We start from the raw sequence: 19,353 nt of genomic DNA, 5'->3' as shown, positions 1-19,353 counted from the left end.
CTTGCGAGCCCGGAACCGGGGACTGCGTCCGCGTTACTCAAACGCGGTCCGTTTCACTTCAAGGCTGCCCGCATGGTCCCCGGAAAATCGACCGAAACCCGCACCACGACCACTACCACGACGCATGCGTCCGCTGTGTACTTGCAAGTGCCGGTGGCAAGTGCGGACGAGGCGCCCGATCCCCGCATCCACGTCTGTACGGACCCGCTGCCGCCACGCTCCCCCGCGGCTGTCGCCGCGGCCGCCGAACTCGCCGAAGCGCGCGAATTGCTGAAGGAAATCGTGGCATTCGAGGAGCGATATGCCCGCGAGATGGCAGTCGCGAGCGGCGGGGACCGTGAATTCGACTCCAAGGTGCTGCAGCACCTCGACGAGTCGCAGCGGGACTTGCTGGCTCGAGGCCGACGGTATCAGGCGCCTGCGGCGGCTGCAGGCCCCACGCACCCGCCGTGCGAGCCCGAAGTCGTCTTTCATGCTCCCCCCCTTGAGGCCCCCGCCGGCGAGCACCCCCTTGGCGAACCCGGGCGGACGGGTTTGACACTCGGGCCTCGCAACGGCCCCGAAGGCGCGGTCGAGGTGCGCATCGACGGCGTCGCCAGCGGCAGTATCGACGGCGCCCTTGCGGACCTGCTCGCGCTGCTGACGGTCAAGCACGTGACGCACGACGAGTTGGCGCATTGGGCCGAAGACCGCGGCGAGGATGTCTCGGGCCTGCGCCGGCGCCTGGAAGAAGCGTTGGCCGGGCTGAAGTTGCCGGTCTGCCTGGACGGTCATGACCACCCGGCGGAATTCATCTATCGACTCACGCGCATCCACCCGGCGGCGTTTCCCCCCGGCATCCTCGCCATCATCCTGAACTACGTCGACCTCGCCGGGCACTATCACCTGTACACCGAAGGCTGGGCACGCGAAACGATTTCCGCCGGCTTGTGGGTGTCGCTGCGGCTTGCGTTGCACTCACCCGAGTTGCGCAAGGCAGACCAGGCCTGGATGGATGCCGTGAAAGCCTTCGAGGTCCCGGCAGATGAACACAAAGCGTCCGGCCCGGGCCGCTGCGAGAGCGATCGCGATTGCGACGTCCAGAACAAGCTCAAGACCTTTCTTGCAGCGAGCACGGTGCTGGGGGCGGCCAAGGACAAGCGCAGGGCAATGGTTGCGCAGGCTCTCTGCAATCTGGGCGCAGAGCGCGAGAGGCAGTCCGGAAATACCAACCACACGTACTCGCATGGCAAGGCCACGGGCCGGTCGTCGTCGCTCACGCCGCCCGGGGTCCACCCGCTGCTTGTGCAGGTCCACCACCACACGCACGTCGAAGAAGACTACCCGGAAATGAAAACCGTCGCGCACCTGGGCCCTGCACGCTTCGAATACCCGTTCGTGGATGCATCGGGAGCCTGCGTCCACAAGCACGTGTTCAATGACGACGCACCCGAAGGCGGACCCGCAAGTTTCAGCCCGGGGCCCGGCACCAGCTGCGCGACCGTCGTGTACGGCAAGGGATGGAGCCTCGGGCCTCTCGACGACAGCAAGGGGCAGGTCGAGGTGCGCGTCCACGGCGTCCTCAAAGGCACCATGGCCCCCGTCCTCGCCGACCTGCTCGCACTGATGAACACCAACGGGGCCGTCACGGCTTCGACGGCGTGCGCCTGGGCCGCTCATCGCCAGGAGGAGCCCGCCAGCATCCTGGCTGCCCTGGGAAGCAGGATGGAAGAACTTGGCATGCCACAACGGCTGCAACGTCGACGCATGGACGGGGGACAGTACTGGGCAGTCGTGGACTGCGAGCCGTGACAGTAACGCACGGCGACGGCGAGAGCTTCGGGGCGACTCAGGCCGCGTCCGCAATCGGCAGCTCCGCGATCTCCCCCCGTGCATCGTCGAACCACGCGATCCGGCTCGCGTAGCTCCACGCCGTGCGCGACATCGCGCGCACCATCGCGAGCGCCTGCGACGGCCGCACCTGCGGGTACACCGTCAGCAGGCCCACGCCCACCTCCGCGCGCCACTCGGTGCGGCTGGTGTCCAGCTCCCCGGGGTCGCGGCCGGTGCTCAGGATGACGGGCCGCGAGAGGCGTTCGCGCAACTGCCGCGCGAGCTGGACGAGCCGCGCGGGGTCGGCCACGTCGTGCATCACGAGCAGGAAACCGTCGTCGCCGAGCCGCCCGGTCGCAACGCCCGCCGGCACGACGCGGCGCAGGCGGCTCGCGCACAGGAACAGCGCGTGGTTGAAAGCCGCACGGCCATGCAGGTTCTCCAGCGCATAGAGGTTGGCGATGGACACCACCACGATGCCGATCGGCTGCCGCTCGCCGGGGCGGCGCACGAAGATGTCGCCGAGCATCTGGCTGGTCTCGCTGTGCGAACGCATGCGCGTCACGGGGTCGTAGGAGGGCCCATGCGCCATCACCTCGGACAGCTCCAGCAGGTACGAGTAGCGCGTCCACAGTGCCGCGGCCATCACGGCGAGGTAGGCCACGCCGGCTGTGGCGCTCACCGCGTGCACCGGCCAGGCGACGTTGCGGTCGACGGCGATCCAGGTGAGCCCGATCACCGCGAGCAGCATGAACCACACGCCGGCCACGGCGGCCCAGCCCAGCGAGTCGCCGTTGAGGGCACTGCGCAGCGCGATGCCCAGCATGGTGGCGCCGACGAGAAAGGCCACGGCCGAACTGAGCACGAGCGCGTGCACCGGCTCGAGGAACCAGCCAATCACCGCCACCAGCACGCCCGTGGCGACCAGGGCGGCCACCGCCGGCCGCGCCAGCTCGCGCCTGCGCAGCCACCCGAGCATCGAGAGCAGCATCAGCGCCAGCACCACCGCCGAGAGCATCGCCACGTGAGCCAGCAGGCGCGCCTGTGCATCGGCATCGCCCACCGGCAGCCAGCCCAGGTAAGCGACGACGAAGAGCGCGGAGACCACGGAGGACAGCGCCGCCATCAGCGCCACGCGGCGCAAGGAGCGGGCGAAGGCGTAGAGGGACGCGCCGAACATGAGCACGGCTGCCCCGAAGAACGCCCCCCAGAACCCCGCCGCAATCACGTCCATGGCGCGCACGATACACTTCGCGCGCGATGTCCGCCATCTTCAATTTCACCTTCGTCCCCTGGTTCCGCTCCGTCGCGCCGTACATCCACATGCACCGCGGCAAGACCTTCGTGGTCGGCATCGCGGGCGAGGCGATCGCGGCGGGCAAGCTGCAGCACATCGCGCAGGACCTCGCACTGATCCAGAGCATGGGCGTGAAGATCGTGCTGGTGCACGGCTTCCGCCCGCAGGTCAACGAGCAGCTCAAGGCCAAGGGCCACGCCGCGAAGTACTCGCACGGCATGCGCATCACGGACGAAGTGGCGCTCGACTCCGCGCAGGAGGCCGCCGGCCAGTTGCGCTTCGAGATCGAGGCGGCCTTCAGCCAGGGCTTGCCGAACACGCCGATGGCCGGCTCCACCGTGCGCGTGATCTCCGGCAACTTCATCACCGCGCGCCCGGTCGGCATCGTCGACGGCGTGGACTTCAAGCATTCCGGCGTGGTGCGCAAGGTGGACGTGGGCGGTATCAGCCGCACCCTGGACCACGGCGCCATGGTGCTGATCTCGCCCTTCGGCTTCTCGCCGACGGGTGAGGCGTTCAACCTTGCGATGGAGGAAGTCGCCACCAGCGTGGCCATCGCGCTGCAGGCGGACAAGCTGATCTTCCTCGCGGAGGTCCCGGGCATCCGCGTCCAACCGCTGGAACCCGAAAGCGAGGACAACCCGATCGACACCGAGCTGCCGCTCGCCGCCGCGGAACAGCTGCTACGAAGCCTCCCCCCTGCGGAAAAGCCGACCGACACCGCCTTCTACCTGCAGCACTGCGTGAAGGCGTGCAAGGCCGGCGTGGAGCGCAGCCACATCATCCCTTTCTCGGTGGACGGCGCGATCCTGCTGGAAATCTACGTGCACGACGGCATCGGCACGATGGTGGTGGACGAGAAGCTGGAGGAGCTGCGCGAGGCGACGGCCGACGACGTGGGCGGCATCCTGCAGCTGATCGAGCCGTTCGAGAAGGACGGCACGCTCGTCAAGCGCGACCGCACCGAGATCGAGCGCGACATCGCCAACTACACCATCATCGAGCACGACGGCGTGATCTTCGCGTGCGCGGCGCTCTACCCCTACCCCGAGGCGAAGACCGGCGAGATGGCGGCGCTGACGGTGTCGCCGCAAAGCCAGGGCCAGGGCGACGGCGAGAAGGTGCTCAAGCGCGTGGAGCAGCGCGCCCGCTCGATGGGGCTGGAGAGCATCTTCGTGCTCACCACCCGCACCATGCACTGGTTCCTCAAGCGCGGGTTCGTTCAGGTGGACCCGGACTGGCTGCCCGAGGCCCGCAAGCGCAAGTACAACTGGGACCGCAAGTCGATGGTGTTCGTCAAGAAGCTGTAGCCAGCGCCGGCGCGCGCGCGCCCCAGCGCTTGACGACGATCAGGACGCCGACGACGGCCGTCGCGCAGAACACCAGGAAAGCCCAGTTGGCGATGGAGCCGCCCAGGAAGGTCCAGTCGACCTTGGTGCAGTCGCCCGTGCCGCGGAAGATCATGGGGATGGCGCGGCGCAGCGGGAAGTTCTCGATCATCCCGTAGAAGTCGCGGCCGCAGGAGACCACCTCCGGCGGGTACCACTGCAGGAAACTTTGACGGGCCGCAACGAACGCGCCGAACCCGGAGAACAGCACCATCAGCACGCCGGTGGTGACGTGCGCGCCGCGCCCCTTGAAGCAGGCGCCGATGCCGGCCACGAGGGCCACGAGGATGAAGGCGTAGCGCTGCACGATGCACATGGGGCATGGGTCCAGCCCCACCACCTGCTGCAGGTACACGCCGAACGCCAGCATCGCGATGCACGCGGCACTGGTTGCCGCCAGTACGCGGCGGGGAGCCCTCTCAAACCATTCCAGGATCATTCTTATTCCCAAGCCTCGACGAACACACGGGCGCGCTTCGGTGTCACCACCAGCGTCTCGCCCTCCTTCAACCCGAGCTCATGGAACTGCTGCGCAGGGATCTGCGCCTCGATGAGGGACTCGGGAGCGGCATTTTCCGATGGATTTGACTCATCGGTGGGAATAAGTTCCAGCCGCGCGATGGGCCCGACGACGATGGCCCGGGCCAGCCGGGTCACGATGCCTTCCGCGCCCGGGGTGTGCCGCCGCACGTCGAGGTCGTGCGGGCGCACATAAGCGAGCGCCTTTGCGTTCTGGGCTTGCGCATGCTCGGGGCTGTCGATCTGCAATTCGCCGATGTGCACCTCGCCCTGGTGGGCGCGGCCGTGGAACAGGTTCACGTCGCCGAGGAAGCCGTACACGAAGGGGCTGGCCGGGTGGTCCCACACCTCCTGGGGCGAGCCCACCTGCTCCACCTTGCCGCTATTCATCAGCACCACGCGGTCGGCGACTTCGAGCGCTTCTTCCTGGTCGTGCGTCACGAAGATGCTGGTGACGTGCAACTCGTCGTGCAGCCGGCGCAGCCAGCGGCGCAGTTCCTTGCGCACCTTCGCGTCGAGAGCGCCGAACGGCTCGTCGAGCAGCAGCACCTTGGGCTCCACCGCGAGTGCACGCGCGAGCGCGATGCGCTGGCGCTGGCCGCCGGAGAGCTGCGCCGGGAAGCGGTCCGCGAGCCAATCGAGCTGCACGAGGTTCAGCAGGTCGTGCACCTTTTTCTTGATGACGACCTCGCTCGGCCGCTGGCCGCGCGGCTTCACGCGCAGGCCGAACGCGACGTTCTCGAACACCGTCATGTGGCGGAACAACGCGTAGTGCTGGAACACGAAGCCCACCTGCCGCTCGCGCACGTGCAGGTCGGTGGCGTCCTCGCCCGCGAAGTGGATGCTGCCGGCGTCGGCCGTCTCCAGGCCCGCGATGATGCGCAGCAGCGTGGTCTTGCCGCAGCCCGAGGGCCCGAGCAGCGCGATGAGTTCGCCCGAATCGATGTCGAGCGACACGTCCTTCAGGGCGTGGAAGTCGCCGAAGCGCTTGCTGACGTTGCGGATCTCGATGCTCATGATGTTGCAGCCTTCGGGGGAACGTATTCGGGCGGCATCGCGGCCGCCGCGGCCATCTCGCGTTCGTGCTGCCACTCCGCGACGGACTTGATGACGAGGGTGACGAGCGCCAGCAGCGCCAGCAGCGAGGCGACGGCGAACGCTGCGACCGACTGGTACTCGTTGTAGAGGATCTCCACGTGCAGCGGCATCGTGTTGGTCTGGCCCCGGATGTGCCCGGACACCACCGACACCGCACCGAACTCGCCCATGGCGCGCGCGTTGCACAGGATCACGCCGTAGATCAGGCCCCACTTGATGTTGGGCAGCGTGACGTGCCAGAAGGTCTGCCAGCCGCTCGCCCCCAGCACGATCGCGGCCTGCTCTTCTTCCGTGCCCTGCGCCTGCATCAGCGGGATCAACTCGCGGGCAATGAAGGGGAACGTGACGAAGATCGTGGCGAGCACGATGCCCGGCACGGCGAACACGATCTTGATGTCGTGCTCCGCCAGCCACGGCCCGAACCACCCTTGCGCGCCGAACACCAGCACGTAGATCAGGCCCGCGACCACCGGCGACACGGAGAACGGCAGGTCCACGAGCGTGGTGAGGAAGGCCTTGCCCCGGAAGTCGTACTTGGCGATGGCCCATGCGGCCGCGATGCCGAACACGAGGTTCAGCGGCACGGCGATGGCCGCGGTGATGAGCGTCAGGCGGATCGCGGACCACGCATCGGGCTCCTTCAGCGCCTGCCAGTACGCGTCGAAGCCCTTGCGCAGCGCCTCGGTGGCCACCGCCGCGAGCGGGAGGAGGAGGAACAGCAGCAGGAACACCAGCGCAATGCCGATCAGCGTGTAACGGACCCAGGGCGCTTCGGTGGTGCTGACGCGCTTGCGCGAGAGATCGGTCATAGCGCCCCCGACCGCTTGCGCTGCCACGCCTGCAGTGCGTTGATCACCAGCAGCAGCACGAACGAGAAGAACAGCATCACCACTGCAACAGCCGTCGCGCCCGTGTAGTCATACTGCTCCAGCTTGCCGATGATGATCAGCGGCGTGATCTCCGAAACCATGGGCATGTTGCCCGCGATGAAGATCACCGACCCGTACTCGCCGATCGCACGCGCGAAAGCCATTGCGAAGCCGGTGAGCAGCGCGGGTGCGATCGAGGGAAAGATCACCTTGGTGAAGGTCTGCAGCCGCGTGGCGCCCAGGCACATCGCGGCCTCTTCCAGCTCACGCTCGCTCTCCTCCAGCACCGGCTGCACCGTGCGCACCACGAAGGGCAGCCCGATGAAGATCAGCGCGATCACCACGCCGTTGGGGTTGAAGGCCAGCTTGATGCCCATGGGCTCGAGGTACTGGCCGATCCAGCCGTTGCCCGCGAGAAGCGCCGTCAGCGAGATGCCCGCCACGGCGGTGGGCAGCGCGAACGGCAGGTCCACCAGCGCGTCGACGATGCGCTTGCCCGGGAAGCTGTAGCGCACCAGCACCCACGCCACCAGCAGCCCGAACACCACGTTCACGCAGGCCGCGATGAACGAAGCGCCGAACGTGAGCCGGTACGAGGCCAGCACGCGCGGCGAGGTGACGGCCACCCAGAACTGGTCCCAGCTCATGGTGAAGGTCTTGAGGACCAGCGCCGAGAGCGGGATCAGGACGACGAGGCCCAGGTACAGCAGCGTGTACCCGAGCGTGAGGTTGAAGCCGGGCAGCACCCTGCGGCTGCCGCCTTTCATTTGACCGTGTAGATCTTGTCGAACTGCCCGCCGTCGTTGAAGTGCACCTTCTGCGCTTCGGCGAGCGATGGATAGCCCAGCTCCTGCACCGTGAACAGCTTGATCGGCTTGAATGTGGCGGCGTGCTTCTTCAGCACGTCGGCATTGCTCGGGCGGATGTGGTGCTTCGCGGCGATCTCCTGCGCTTCGGGCGTATAGAGGAAGTTCAGGTAGGCCTTCGCGAGGTCGGCGGTGCCCTTCTTGGCGACGGTGCGCTCGACCACGGCGACGGGGTTGTTCGCCACGATGCTCACCGACGGGTAAACCACGTCGACCTTGTTCGCGCCGAACTCCTGGTTGACCGACTCCACCTCCGACTCGAATGTCACCAGCACGTCACCGATGTTTCGCTGCAGGAACGCCGTGGTCGCGTCGCGGCCGCCGCGCGCCAGCACGGGCACGTTCTTGTACAGCTTGCCCACGAACTCGGCGGCCTGCGCGTCGGTGCCGCCCTTCTTCTTGATGTAGCCCCATGCGGCGAGGTAGGCATAGCGGCCGTTGCCGCCGGTCTTGGGGTTCACCACCACGACCTGCACGCCGGGCTTGACGAGGTCGTCCCAGTCCTTGATGCCCTTCGGGTTACCGTTGCGCGTGAGGAACAGCATGGTGGACGTCGTCGGCGCCGCGTTGTTCGGGAAGCGCTGGCGCCAGTCCTTGGCGACGAGGCCCTTGTCGGCGAGGAAGTCGATGTCGGTGGTGGTGTTCATCGTCACCACGTCGGCGTCGAGGCCGTCGGCCACCGCGCGCGCCTGCGCGCTGGAGCCGGCGTGGGACTGCTCGATCTTCACGTCCTTGCCCGCGCTCTTCTTGTACCAGGGCACGAAGGCGGCGTTGATGTCCTTGTAGAACTCGCGCGCGACGTCGTACGAAACGTTCAACAGCGTCTGCGAGGAGGCGGCGCCGCTGGCAGCGAGCGCGAGGGAGGCGAGGAGGAGCTTGTATTTCATTCCGGGATCATGGCCTTTATGGCGGAATGAAATTGTGAGGACGCTCCCTCAAAACCCAAACGAATAAATCGTTGTTTGTTTATGTCTACAGCAGCGGCCGAAGCTCACGGGCGGCGTCCAGCAGCAAGGCAAGCAGGTCGCGCTCGACCGTGCGCGGGTCGAACCGGGCCGTGGGCACGACGACATTGAGCGCCGCGACCGTGTCGCCCTGCAGCGTGCGTAGCGGGACGGCCAGGGCGTGGACGCCCAGCTCGTGCTCTTCGCTGGCGATGCAGTAGTCCTTGCTCCTGACATCGTCGATGACGGCGCGGAAGGCCTTGGGCTCGGCGACCGTGTGCGCCGTGAGGCGTGCAAGCTCCCTGCCCTTCAGCCATGCGTTGAGCGCGGCCTTGGTCTTCGAGGCGAGCAGCACCCGCCCTGTCGAGGTGGCGTGGGCCGGCAAGCGTGCGCCGAGGTGCAGGCCGTACGCCAGCAGCCGGGTCGTGCCGCTGCGCGCGACGATCACGACTTGCTCGCCGTCGAGCACCACGACCGAGAACGACTCGCCGGTCTGCGCGGCGAGCCGGTTCAGCGTCGGCTGCACCATGCGCGGCAACCGCGCCGATGCGAGGTAGCTCCCCGAGAAGCGCAGCACCTTGGGCGCCAGCCAGAACCAGCTGCCGTCCGTTTCCAGGTAGCCGAGGTGCGCGAGCGTCAGCAGGTGCCTGCGCGCCGCGGCGCGCGTGATGCCGGCGCGCTGCGACGCCAGCGTGGCGTTGAGGCGCTGCCGCTCGGTGTCGAAGCTTTCCAGCACGGCCAGCCCCTTGGCCATGCCTTCGATGAAATCGGCGCGGGCGATCGTCATGGTTCGGCGCTGCGCGATCATCGCGCAGCACGGGCGATCATCGCACACTGCCCGCATGCACGGCATGGCGCCGGGCCGCGTGCGAACCTAAGCTCCGCTCCAAGGAGACTGCATCATGCGCACCCAGGTTGCCATCATCGGCGCGGGCCCGTCGGGCCTGCTGCTCGGCCAGCTGCTCTACAAGGCCGGCATCGACAACGTCGTCATCGAGCGGCAAAGCGGCGAGTACGTGCTGGGGCGCATCCGCGCCGGCGTGCTGGAGCAGATCGCCGTGGACCTGATGGACGAATGCGGCGTCGGCGCGCGCATGCACAAGGAAGGCCTCGTGCACGAAGGCATCGAGCTGCTCTTCAAGGGCGAGCGGCACCGCATCGACTTCCCCGTCCTCACGGGCGGCAAGACCGTCGTGGTGTACGGCCAGACCGAGGTGACGCGCGACCTCATGGCCGCGCGCGCGGCCGAAGGCCTGCAGACGATCTACGAAGTGGGCGACACCGTGTCGCTGCACGATTTCGACGGCGAGCGCCCCCGCGTGCGCTACATGAAGGACGGCGCCGCCCACGAGATCGAGTGCGACTTCATCGCGGGCTGCGACGGCTTCCATGGCGTGAGCCGCGCGAGCGTGCCGCGCGGCGCGATCACCGAATACGAGAAGGTCTACCCCTTCGGCTGGCTGGGCCTGCTGGCCGACGTACCGCCGGTCTTCCACGAGCTGATCTACGCCAACACGGACCGCGGCTTCGCCCTGTGTTCGATGCGCAGCCCCACGCGCAGCCGCTACTACGTTCAGGTGCCGCTGACGGACAAGGTGGAGAACTGGTCGGACGACGCCTTCTACGACGAGCTGGCGCTGCGCCTGGACCCCGAGGCGCGCGAGCGCCTCGTGCGGGGCCCGTCACTGGAAAAGAGCATTGCGCCGCTGCGCAGCTTCGTCGCCGAGCCGATGCGCTTCGGCCGCCTGTTCCTCGCCGGCGACGCGGCGCACATCGTGCCGCCCACCGGCGCGAAGGGCCTGAACCTGGCGGCGTCCGACGTGAAGTACCTCTCGCGCGGCCTGGTCGAGTTCTACAGGGACCGCAGCAGCGAAGGCATCGACCACTACTCCGAGCGCGCGCTCAAGCGCATCTGGAAGGCCGAACGCTTCTCGTGGTGGATGACGCAGCTGCTGCACAAATTCCCCGGCGAAGGGGCGATCGGCCAGAAGCTGCAGGAGGCCGAGCTGGAGTACCTGGTGGGCTCGAGGGCGGCGTCCACCGCCCTCGCCGAGAACTACGTCGGCCTGCCGCTTTAATCGGCGAACTTGCCGCTGGCCTTGATGGCCGGGCCCCACTTGTTGATCTCGGACTGCAGCCAGCTGTGCAGGCCTTCCGAGGTGAGCTTGCTGTCCGGCACGATCTCGGCGCCCAGCTCGGTCATCTTCTGCACGACCGCCGGGTCCTTCAGCGCGGCGCGGATGGCGCCGTTCATCTTGTCGAGGATCGGCTTGGGCGTGCCCTTGGGCGCGTAGATGCCGTGCCACACGACGACTTCGAAGTCCTTCAGCCCCTGCTCGTGCAGCGTGGGCGCATCGGGCATCACCTTGATGCGGTTCTTCGTGGTCACGCCGTAGAACTTGACGCTGCCCGCCTTGATCTGCGGGATGGTCTGCGTGGTCTGGTCGCACAGGATGTCGACCTGCCCGCCCAGCAGCGCGTTCATCGCGGGCGCCGTGCCCTGGAACGGGACCTCGGTGAACTTGACGCCGAGGGCGTGCTGCAGCATCAGGCCGCACAGCTGCGAGACGGCCCCGAGGCCGGCATTGGCGAGGTTGATCTTGCTGGCGTTGGCCTTCAGGTAGGCCTGCAGCTCCTGGAAGTTGTTGGCCGGGAAGTCCTTGCGGGCGAGCAGCGTCATCGGCACGTCGACGGCCTGGCTCACGTACTCGAAGTCCTTCAGCGGGTCGTACGACAGCTTGCGGTACAGCGCGGGCGCCGTGGCCATGCCGTTGTGGTGGATGAAGAAGGTGTAGCCGTCGGGGTTGCCGCGCGCGACCGCCGCGGCCGCCACCGTGCCGCCGGCGCCGAGCTTGTTCTCGACGACGATCGTCTGGCCGAGGGACTTCGTCATCGACGCGCCCAGCGTGCGCGCGACGACGTCCGTCGGGCCGCCGGCCGCGAACGGCACGACGAGCGTGATGGGCTTGGTGGGCCAGTTGGCCTGCGCGAACGAGAGCGAGGCGGCACCGAGGGCGAAGGCGGCGAAAAGGATTCGTTTGGCTTGCATTGTTTTCTCCAGCGAAATTGCCGGTGCAGCCTAGCGTGGGCCTGTCGCCCGCGAATCGGGATGTACCCGGCACCTCTGCTAGTCTTTGAACCATGTCAACGAACTTTCGACCGCTCGAACGGATTCGCATCGTCAGCCTCGCGCTCAACCTGCCCGGCCCCGCCGCCCTGATGCGGTGCAGGCGCATGGGCGCCACCTGCATCAAGATCGAGCCGCCGGCCGGCGACCCGATGGGTTGGTACAACAAGGTGGCGTATGCGGAGATGCACGAAGGCGTGAAGGTCGTGCAGGCGGACCTGAAGACCGGGGAAGGCCAACGCGCGGTGCACGCCGAACTCGCGAAGGCCGACGTGCTGCTCACGTCGTTCCGTCCTTCGGCACTGGCGAAGCTCGGCCTCGACTGGAACTCGCTGCATTCGCGCTACCCGGTGCTCAGCCAGGTGGCCATCGTCGGCGCGCCGGGCGAGCGGGCCGAGGAGCCCGGGCACGACCTCACCTACCTCGCCGACAACGGGCTCGTGCCGGGGATGGAGTTGCCCGCGACGCTGTATGCGGACATGGGTGGCTCGCTCATGGCGAGCGAAGCCGTCCTGCAGGCGGCCGTGCGCCGGCTCGAGCCGTATGGCGGCAGCGGCGACCCGCATCCGCAAGGCGTGTACATCGAAGTGGCGCTGTCGGAGGCTGCGGGTTATCTCGCGACGCCGCGCCGCTGGGGTCTCACGCAGCCGACGGGCTCCGTCGGCGGTGCGCACGCAGGCTATCGCGTCTACAAGTGCAAGGACGGGCGCGCGGCCGTCGCGGCGCTGGAGCCGCACTTTGCTGCCGGCTTGTGTGCAGCGGCGGGCGTGGAGATGAAGGACGCGCGCCAGACGATGTTCGAGCCGTCGACGCACGAAGCGATCAAGGCTTTCTTCGCCGCGAATACTTGCGACGAACTGGACCGGCTGGCGCGCGAACGCGACCTGCCGATCCACACGATGCGAGATTAAAACTGCGTTACATCCGCGGTTCGCCGCGCTCGTTCACGATGATCGTGTTGCCGGGAGGCGCGGCCATCTGGATGCGGTGCTCCGCCCCACGGAAGTTGTACGCCACCTCGTAGTACGCCGGCGCAGCGGTCGTCGGCACGTTCTCGCAGCGTTGCACGTCCTGCGTGGCATAGCCCGGCTGGCTGCTGCCGCCGCCGGCGACGTTGTTGCCGACCACCGCGCCCGTGACGGCACCGGCGACGGTTGCCGCATCGCGGCCCGAACCCTTGCCGACCTGGTGGCCCAGGATGCCGCCGACGATGCCGCCGATGATGGCGCCGCCCGCGTTGCTGCTGGACTGCGCGGCCACCGGCACCTGCTGCTTCTCGACCCAGCAGCGCTGCTGGCTGCCTTGCTGCGTCACCACGGCGCGCGACCAGGCGACGGGCACTTCGTACGTGCGCTCGCCCGGGCGCTGCCGGTACTGGTACACCGGCGCGACCGATGCCTGCGGTTCGAAGTCATAGCGGCGTTGGCCCGCCGGGCGCACCGACGAGATCTGCCACTCCAGGCCGGTGCTGCGCAGCGAGTCGTAGTTGCCCCGGCGCAGCAGTGCGCAGCGGCCCTGGAAGTTGGCGTGCTCGCACACCTCCCAGCGCCCGCGGTCGACGATGACCGAGCCGGCGCGGTCGTTGAAGCGGATTTCGCGCAGGTTGGGCACGGCGTTGTCCACCGTGGCGGCGCGGCCGCGGAAGCCCTCGCCTTCGTAGAACGTGATGGATGCCATCGCCTGGGATGCGACGACGACGGTAGCGGCAGCGATGGCCGCGCGGGCGACGAGTTTCATGGTCAGGGCTCCTTTTCTAGCTGTCCCAGTGGTCAACGGCCGCACGATGGCAGCCGCGTACTCAGCTTAGGTAAAGACGTGTTGCGCCATGTGTAGGCGCAAGCCCTGCAGTTACGTCGGAAACGGCTGTGCTTAGCGCTTGGCGCGCGGCGGCAGCCCCGTGTGCTGCGTGAGCACCGTCCCCTTGCGCGGCGTGGAGTTCTTGCGCCGCGGGCTCGCATAGCCGCCGTCGGTGAGGGGCTGGAAAGTCGGGATGAGGTGATGCTTTCCGTTACCGATGAGATCCGCCCGGCCCATGCTCTTGAGCGCGTCGCGCAGCAGCGGCCAGTTGTTGGGGTCGTGGTAGCGCAGGAAGGCCTTGTGCAGCCGGCGGCGCCGCTCGCCCTTGACGATGTCCACGGTTTCGCTTGCGCGGCCCACCTTGCGCAGCGGGTTCTTCGTCGTGTGGTACATCGCCGTGGCCGTGGCCATGGGGCTGGGGTAGAACGTCTGCACCTGGTCGGCGCGGAAGCCGTTCTTCTTCAGCCACACGGCGAGGTTCATCATGTCCTCGTCGCTCGTGCCGGGGTGCGCGGCGATGAAGTACGGGATGAGATACTGCTCCTTGCCCGCCTCCTTCGAGTACTTCTCGAACATCGCCTTGAACTTGTCGTAGCTGCCGATGCCCGGCTTCATCATCTTCGACAGCGGGCCGTTCTCGGTGTGCTCGGGGGCGATCTTCAGGTAGCCGCCCACGTGGTGCTGCACGAGCTCCTTCACGTACTCGGGCGATTGCACGGCGAGGTCGTAGCGCAGGCCGCTGCCGATGAGGATCTTCTTCACGCCCTTGAGGGCGCGGGCGCGGCGGTACATGTGCACCAGCGCGCTGTGGTCGGTGTTGAGGTTGGAGCAGATGCCCGGGTACACGCAGCTGGGCTTGCGGCACGCCGCCTCGATCTCGGGCGACTTGCAGCCGATGCGGTACATGTTGGCCGTGGGGCCGCCGAGGTCGGAGATGACGCCGGTGAAGCCTTCGACCTTGTCGCGGATCTCCTCGATCTCGCGGATCACCGAGTCCTCGCTGCGGCTCTGGATGATGCGGCCCTCGTGCTCGGTGATCGAGCAGAACGTGCAGCCGCCGAAGCAGCCGCGCATGATGTTCACCGAGAAGCGGATCATCTCCCACGCGGGGATCTTCGCGTTGCCGTAGGAAGGGTGCGGGGCGCGGGCGTACGGCAGGTCGAACACGTGGTCCATCTCCGCCGTGGTGAGCGGAATGGGCGGCGGGTTGAGCCACACGTCGCGCTCGCCGTGCGCCTGCACGAGCGCGCGGGCGTTGCCGGGGTTGGTTTCGAGGTGCAGCACGCGGTTGGCGTGCGCGTAGAGCACGGGGTCGCTCTTGACCTGCTCGTACGACGGCAGGCGGATGACGGTCGTGTCGCGCTTGAGCTTGATGCGCGGGTTAGGCGCGAACTGCACGGTCTTCGGCGCGTCCGCGGTGCCGTCGTCGCACGTCTTCTCGGAGATCATCGCGTAAGGGCTGACATGCTCCTCCACGCGCCCCGGCTGGTCGACCTCGGTCGAGTCGACTTCGATCCAGCCTTCCGGTGTCTCGCGCCGCATGAACACGGTGCCGCGCACGTCGGTGATCTGGTGCACCGGCTCCTTCGCCGCCAGCCGATGCGCGATCTCCACGATCGCGCGCTCGGCATTGCCGTACAGCAGCAGGTCGCACTTCGCATCGAGCGCGATGCTGTGGCGCACCTTGTCGGACCAGTAGTCGTAGTGCGCGATCCGCCGCAAACTACCCTCGATGCCGCCGAGGATGACCGGCACGTCCTTGAACGCCTCGCGGCAGCGCTGGCTGTACACGATGGCCGCGCGGTCGGGCCGCTTGCCTGCCACGTCGCCGGGCGTGTACGCGTCGTCGCTGCGCGTCTTGCGGTCTGCCGTGTAGCGGTTGATCATCGAATCCATGTTCCCGGCGGTCACGCCCCAGAACAGGTTGGGCTTGCCCAAGGCCTTGAACGGCTCGGCGCTCTGCCAATCCGGCTGCGCGATGATGCCCACACGGAAGCCCTGCGCCTCGAGCACGCGGCCGATCACGGCCATGCCGAAGCTCGGGTGGTCGACGTACGCGTCGCCCGTCACCAGGACGATGTCGCAGCTGTCCCAGCCGAGCTGGTCCATTTCCTTCCGGCTCATCGGCAGGAAGGGCGCGGGGCCGAAGCGGTGCGCCCAGTACTTGCGGTAACTGGTCAGCGGCTTCGCGGCACGCGCGAATTGCGACACGTCGATGGGGGCGTAAGTCAAATAAATCTCCGGGCTGCGCCCTTCGATGCGCCGCCTTCGGACGGCCGGGCGGCGGCTGGGGAAAAAGCGAGGGGCCGGATTGGACCGGCCCCGCATTCTAAAGTTCCACCGCTCTTCAGCGCTTGATCGCGAGCTGTCCCCTTATTTCTCCACCGGGATTGGCGGCGGTGTGCAGGTTAACGTAGTAGAGGCCGGCCATCAGGTCGCCGGCTTGCGCGGGCGTGAGCTTGGCTTCGCCGCGGATCGGCGACGCGCCGTTGGCGAACGGCACCACGATGCCTGCATTGGCGCCCATCGCGGCAGGGCCGTGGATGTGCGCGCCGGTGAGCGGGCCCGTGAGGCCGCTGTACGTGACGGTGTAGCGCAGCGTGCCGGTGTCGCGGTCGAACTGCACGTCGGCCGTGCCGGTGCCGGCGACTTGCTTGGGCGGCACTTCCTGCGCGCCGGTCAGCTGGGCAGTGAGGTTCATCCAGGATGAAGCGGCGGGCTGGCTCGACTGCATCGAACCGCAGCCGGCGAGCGCCGCGGCGGCGAGCGTGGCTGCAAGGATGAGTGAACTGCGACGAGTGGGCATCGTTGGCTCCTTGTGGTTTGTCGGAACCCCGATCATGCCGCGCGGCGCGAGCGCGTGGCGTCCGTGTTTACTCGGGCAGCTTGCCGCGCGCCGCGTCCAGCTCCCAGGGGCTCGCCTCGACATTGGGGCCGTCGGGGTACGAGTTCGGCCCCTTCGCGATGCCGGGCTTCGGCTTCGCGCCGGGTGAGCCCGCGGGCACGTCCGGCGCGGCGTCGTCGGTCACTTCATTGCCGACCTCGGGCTCTGGCATCGCGTGCTCGCCCAGCGTCTTGTTGCCCAGGCCGTCGGCGTTGCCGTGGTCTTCGTTGCCGCCCTTGCCGGGACCGGGGCCGATGCTCGTCGATGTGCTCATGCAACCAGTCTACGCACGCGACACGCGCACGCATGTAGGACCCCTACACTGCCTGCACATCCATTGACGAGGAGACGAGCGATGCCCGAGTTCAGCACGCTGCGCATCGGCCCCGATGCGTCCAACCCGCGCGTGGCGCGGCTGCTGCTCAACCGGCCGGAGCGGCTGAACGCGATCAACGATGCGATGCCGCGCGAGATCCGCGCCGCGGTCGAGTGGGCCAACGCGGAGGACTCGATCCACGTGATCGTGGTCGAAGGCGCGGGCAAAGGCTTCTGCGGGGGCTACGACCTGTCGCAGTTCGGCGAAGGGAAGATCGACCACCCGTGCCAGCAGGAAAGCCAGCCCTGGGACCCGATGGTCGACTACGCGTACATGAAGCGCAACACCGAGGACTTCATGGCGCTGTGGCGCAGCATGAAGCCGACGATCGCCAAGGTGCACGGCCACGCGGTGGCGGGCGGCAGTGACATCGCGCTGTGCTGCGACCTGCTCGTGATGGCCGAGGACGCGCGCATCGGCTACATGCCCACGCGCGTGTGGGGCTGCCCCACCACCGCGATGTGGACCTACCGGCTCGGGCCGACGCGAGCCAAGCAGCTGATGTTCACCGGCGACACGATCGATGGGCGCAAGGCCGCCGACTGGGGGCTCGCCAACGAGGCGGTGCCCGCGAGTGAACTGGAAGCCGCGACGATGAAGCTCGCCGAGCGCATCGCGGGCGTGCCGCGCGGGCACCTCGCCATGCACAAGATCGTCGTCAACCAGGTGATGCTCGCGATGGGCCTCGAGCAGAGCCAGCAGGTGGCGACGATCTTCGACGGCATCACCCGCCACAACCCCGAGGGGATGTGGTTCCGCCGCTATGCGCAGGCCGAGGGCTTCAAGGCCGCCGTGCAGTGGCGCGACAGCGGCCGGCCGATCCCGGAGGGTGACGAAGCTCGCGAACTCGTGCGGAAATTGGAATCTGACCCCAATTAAGCGGCGGCGGGTGCGGGGGGCTTGCGCACGAACCGCATGACGACGGGCGCGAGCCAGACCACGATGGTGATCACGGCCAGCACGAGAGCGATGGGGCGCGAGAAGAACGCGGTGAGGCTGCCGTTGGACTTGATCATCGAGGTGATGAAGTTCTCCTCCAGCATGCCGCCGAGCACGACGCCGAGGATGGCCGGCGCGATGGGGAAGCGATTGGCTTCGAGCACGTAGGCCACGATGCCGGCCACGAGCATGATCGCCACGTCGAACACCGTGTTGTTGATGGCGAAGGTGCCGACGATGCAGAACAGCAGGATCACCGGCATCAGGATCTCGCGCGGCACCTGCAGGATGCGCTTGGCGACCTTGATGCACAGGATGCCCAGCGGGACCATGATGATGTTGGCGACGATGAACAGCAGGAACACCGCGTAGATGTTCTGCGGGTTCGTGGTGAACAGAGTCGGCCCGGGGTTCATGTTCTTCATGTAGAGCACGCCGATCACGATGGCGGTGATCGAGTCGCCCGGGATGCCGAACACCAGCGCCGGGATCCACGCGCCGGCCAGCGCGCTGTTGTTGGCCGAGCCGGACTCGACGATGCCCTCCACGTGCCCTGTGCCGAACTTCTCCGGCTCCTTCGAGAATTTCTTGCTCATCGCGTACGACATCCACGCCGCGATGTCGGCGCCGGCCCCGGGAAGCGCCCCGACCGCCGTGCCCAACGCGCTGCCTCGCAGGATCTGCACCGGGTATTTCTTCGCCAGCTCCCACTGGCCCCGCATCACGTTGCCGACTCTCTCGACCACCAGTTCGGCCTTCGGGGTCGTGTCCACCATGTAGCGCAGCACCTCGGACACCGCGAACATGCCCACCATCATCGGGATCATGCCGATGCCGCCGGTCATCTCCGCGTTGCCGAAGGTGAAGCGCGGATAGCCCGCGGGATTGCCCAGGCCCACGCACGCCACGAGGAGCCCGAGGAACAGCGTGACGATGCCCTTGAGCGGCTGGTCGGACGTGATGAACACCGCGCACGTCAGGCCGAGCAGCACCAGCCAGAAATACTCGAACGAGCTGAAGTTGAGCGCGAACTCCGCCAGCGCCGGGGCCGCGACGATCAGCACCACCGTGCCGAACAGGCCGCCAACTGCGGAGAACACGAGCCCTGCCCCCAGCGCGAGCTCCGCGTCGCCCTTGCGCGTCATCGCGTACGCCTCGTCGGTGTACGCGGCGGACGCGGGCGTACCCGGGATTCGCAGCAGGCAGCCGGGGATGTCGCCCGAGAAGATCGCCATCGCGGTCGCCGTCACCATCGCCGCGATCGCGGGGATCGGCGGCATGAAGAATGTGACCGGAACGAGCAGCGCCGTCGCCATCGTCGCCGTGAGACCCGGAACCGCGCCCACGAACAGCCCGAACAGCGACGCGCCGATCATCACGAAGATGGTGTACGGCTCGAACACCATCGCAAAGGCCTGCAGGACGGCGTTCCACATG

Annotated in this window: 18 protein-coding genes; 5 read left to right on the top strand and 13 right to left on the bottom strand. The window is 67.6% G+C overall.

All coding sequences use genetic code 11. The features are described 5' to 3' along the window. The first annotated feature begins 72 nt into the window (after positions 1-72). Entirely contained in the window at positions 73-1,791 is a 1,719-nt protein-coding gene (locus tag H8R02_RS07560; protein ID WP_187080778.1) for a hypothetical protein, read from the top strand. Between the two features lie 37 nt (positions 1,792-1,828). Here H8R02_RS07560 and H8R02_RS07555 read toward each other — a convergent pair whose 3' ends face one another. Then, positions 1,829-3,046, bottom strand: a complete 1,218-nt coding sequence (locus H8R02_RS07555) for a diguanylate cyclase domain-containing protein (RefSeq protein ID WP_187080777.1) — start codon at positions 3,044-3,046, stop codon at positions 1,829-1,831. A 26-nt stretch (positions 3,047-3,072) separates the two neighbouring features. Between H8R02_RS07555 and argA the strand changes: the two genes are divergently transcribed. Beyond that, entirely contained in the window at positions 3,073-4,419 is a 1,347-nt protein-coding gene (gene argA / locus H8R02_RS07550; RefSeq protein WP_187080776.1) for an amino-acid N-acetyltransferase, read from the top strand. On the opposite strand, the gene H8R02_RS07545 is transcribed toward argA, so the two are convergent. The 6 genes from H8R02_RS07545 to H8R02_RS07520 all read right to left on the bottom strand — a co-directional run bounded on the left by H8R02_RS07545 (position 4,406) and on the right by H8R02_RS07520 (position 9,580). Next, a complete protein-coding gene (locus tag H8R02_RS07545; protein ID WP_187080775.1) occupies positions 4,406-4,936 on the bottom strand; it encodes a disulfide bond formation protein B in 531 nt (176 codons plus the stop codon). The genes argA and H8R02_RS07545 overlap by 14 nt on opposite strands. Before the next feature lie 2 nt (positions 4,937-4,938). After that, a complete protein-coding gene (locus H8R02_RS07540) occupies positions 4,939-6,033 on the bottom strand; it encodes a sulfate/molybdate ABC transporter ATP-binding protein (RefSeq protein ID WP_187080774.1) in 1,095 nt (364 codons plus the stop codon). Beyond that, positions 6,030-6,923 carry a sulfate ABC transporter permease subunit CysW gene (gene cysW / locus H8R02_RS07535; RefSeq protein WP_187080773.1) on the bottom strand — a complete coding sequence of 298 codons (894 nt, stop codon included), beginning with the start codon at positions 6,921-6,923 and terminating at the stop codon, positions 6,030-6,032. Before cysW ends, H8R02_RS07540 begins: the two co-directional genes overlap by 4 nt. Then, a complete protein-coding gene (gene cysT, locus H8R02_RS07530; protein ID WP_187080772.1) occupies positions 6,920-7,750 on the bottom strand; it encodes a sulfate ABC transporter permease subunit CysT in 831 nt (276 codons plus the stop codon). The genes cysW and cysT overlap by 4 nt, the downstream gene beginning before the upstream one ends. Further along, a complete protein-coding gene (locus H8R02_RS07525) occupies positions 7,747-8,736 on the bottom strand; it encodes a sulfate ABC transporter substrate-binding protein (RefSeq protein WP_187080771.1) in 990 nt (329 codons plus the stop codon). Before H8R02_RS07525 ends, cysT begins: the two co-directional genes overlap by 4 nt. Positions 8,737-8,821: 85 nt before the next feature. Then, on the bottom strand, positions 8,822-9,580 hold the full coding sequence (locus H8R02_RS07520; protein ID WP_187080770.1) for an IclR family transcriptional regulator domain-containing protein: 759 nt from the start codon (positions 9,578-9,580) through the stop codon (positions 8,822-8,824). A 115-nt stretch (positions 9,581-9,695) separates the two neighbouring features. Between H8R02_RS07520 and pobA the strand changes: the two genes are divergently transcribed. Beyond that, positions 9,696-10,871 carry a 4-hydroxybenzoate 3-monooxygenase gene (pobA, locus tag H8R02_RS07515; RefSeq protein ID WP_187080769.1) on the top strand — a complete coding sequence of 392 codons (1,176 nt, stop codon included), beginning with the start codon at positions 9,696-9,698 and terminating at the stop codon, positions 10,869-10,871. Here the strand turns inward: pobA and H8R02_RS07510 are convergent. Further along, positions 10,868-11,842, bottom strand: coding sequence for a tripartite tricarboxylate transporter substrate-binding protein (locus H8R02_RS07510; RefSeq protein ID WP_187080768.1), 975 nt, complete (start codon positions 11,840-11,842; stop codon positions 10,868-10,870). The genes pobA and H8R02_RS07510 overlap by 4 nt on opposite strands. 92 nt (positions 11,843-11,934) lie before the next feature. On the opposite strand from H8R02_RS07510, the gene H8R02_RS07505 reads away from it, so the two are divergent. After that, positions 11,935-12,831, top strand: a complete 897-nt coding sequence (locus H8R02_RS07505) for a CoA transferase (protein ID WP_187080767.1) — start codon at positions 11,935-11,937, stop codon at positions 12,829-12,831. 7 nt (positions 12,832-12,838) lie between these two features. On the opposite strand, the gene H8R02_RS07500 is transcribed toward H8R02_RS07505, so the two are convergent. The 4 genes from H8R02_RS07500 to H8R02_RS07485 form a co-directional block, all read right to left on the bottom strand. Next, positions 12,839-13,657, bottom strand: coding sequence for a beta/gamma crystallin-related protein (locus H8R02_RS07500; protein WP_187080766.1), 819 nt, complete (start codon positions 13,655-13,657; stop codon positions 12,839-12,841). A gap of 132 nt (positions 13,658-13,789) precedes the next feature. Continuing rightward, positions 13,790-15,949, bottom strand: coding sequence for a YgiQ family radical SAM protein (locus tag H8R02_RS07495; protein ID WP_255429221.1), 2,160 nt, complete (start codon positions 15,947-15,949; stop codon positions 13,790-13,792). A gap of 115 nt (positions 15,950-16,064) precedes the next feature. Continuing rightward, positions 16,065-16,523, bottom strand: a complete 459-nt coding sequence (locus H8R02_RS07490) for a CHRD domain-containing protein (protein ID WP_187080764.1) — start codon at positions 16,521-16,523, stop codon at positions 16,065-16,067. Between the two features lie 67 nt (positions 16,524-16,590). After that, entirely contained in the window at positions 16,591-16,875 is a 285-nt protein-coding gene (locus H8R02_RS07485; RefSeq protein WP_187080763.1) for a hypothetical protein, read from the bottom strand. Positions 16,876-16,956: 81 nt separating this feature from the next. Between H8R02_RS07485 and H8R02_RS07480 the strand changes: the two genes are divergently transcribed. Further along, on the top strand, positions 16,957-17,856 hold the full coding sequence (locus H8R02_RS07480) for a crotonase/enoyl-CoA hydratase family protein (protein ID WP_187080762.1): 900 nt from the start codon (positions 16,957-16,959) through the stop codon (positions 17,854-17,856). Here the strand turns inward: H8R02_RS07480 and H8R02_RS07475 are convergent. Then, entirely contained in the window at positions 17,853-19,352 is a 1,500-nt protein-coding gene (locus H8R02_RS07475; protein ID WP_187080761.1) for a tripartite tricarboxylate transporter permease, read from the bottom strand. The genes H8R02_RS07480 and H8R02_RS07475 overlap by 4 nt on opposite strands. Position 19,353 lies beyond the last annotated feature (1 nt).

Origin of the sequence: Ramlibacter albus, from assembly GCF_014297445.1 — a bacterium.
GTDB lineage: Bacteria > Pseudomonadota > Gammaproteobacteria > Burkholderiales > Burkholderiaceae_C > Ramlibacter > Ramlibacter albus.
Note: the sequence above shows the minus strand (reverse complement) of the source record. Positions and strands in the feature narration are given on the sequence as shown.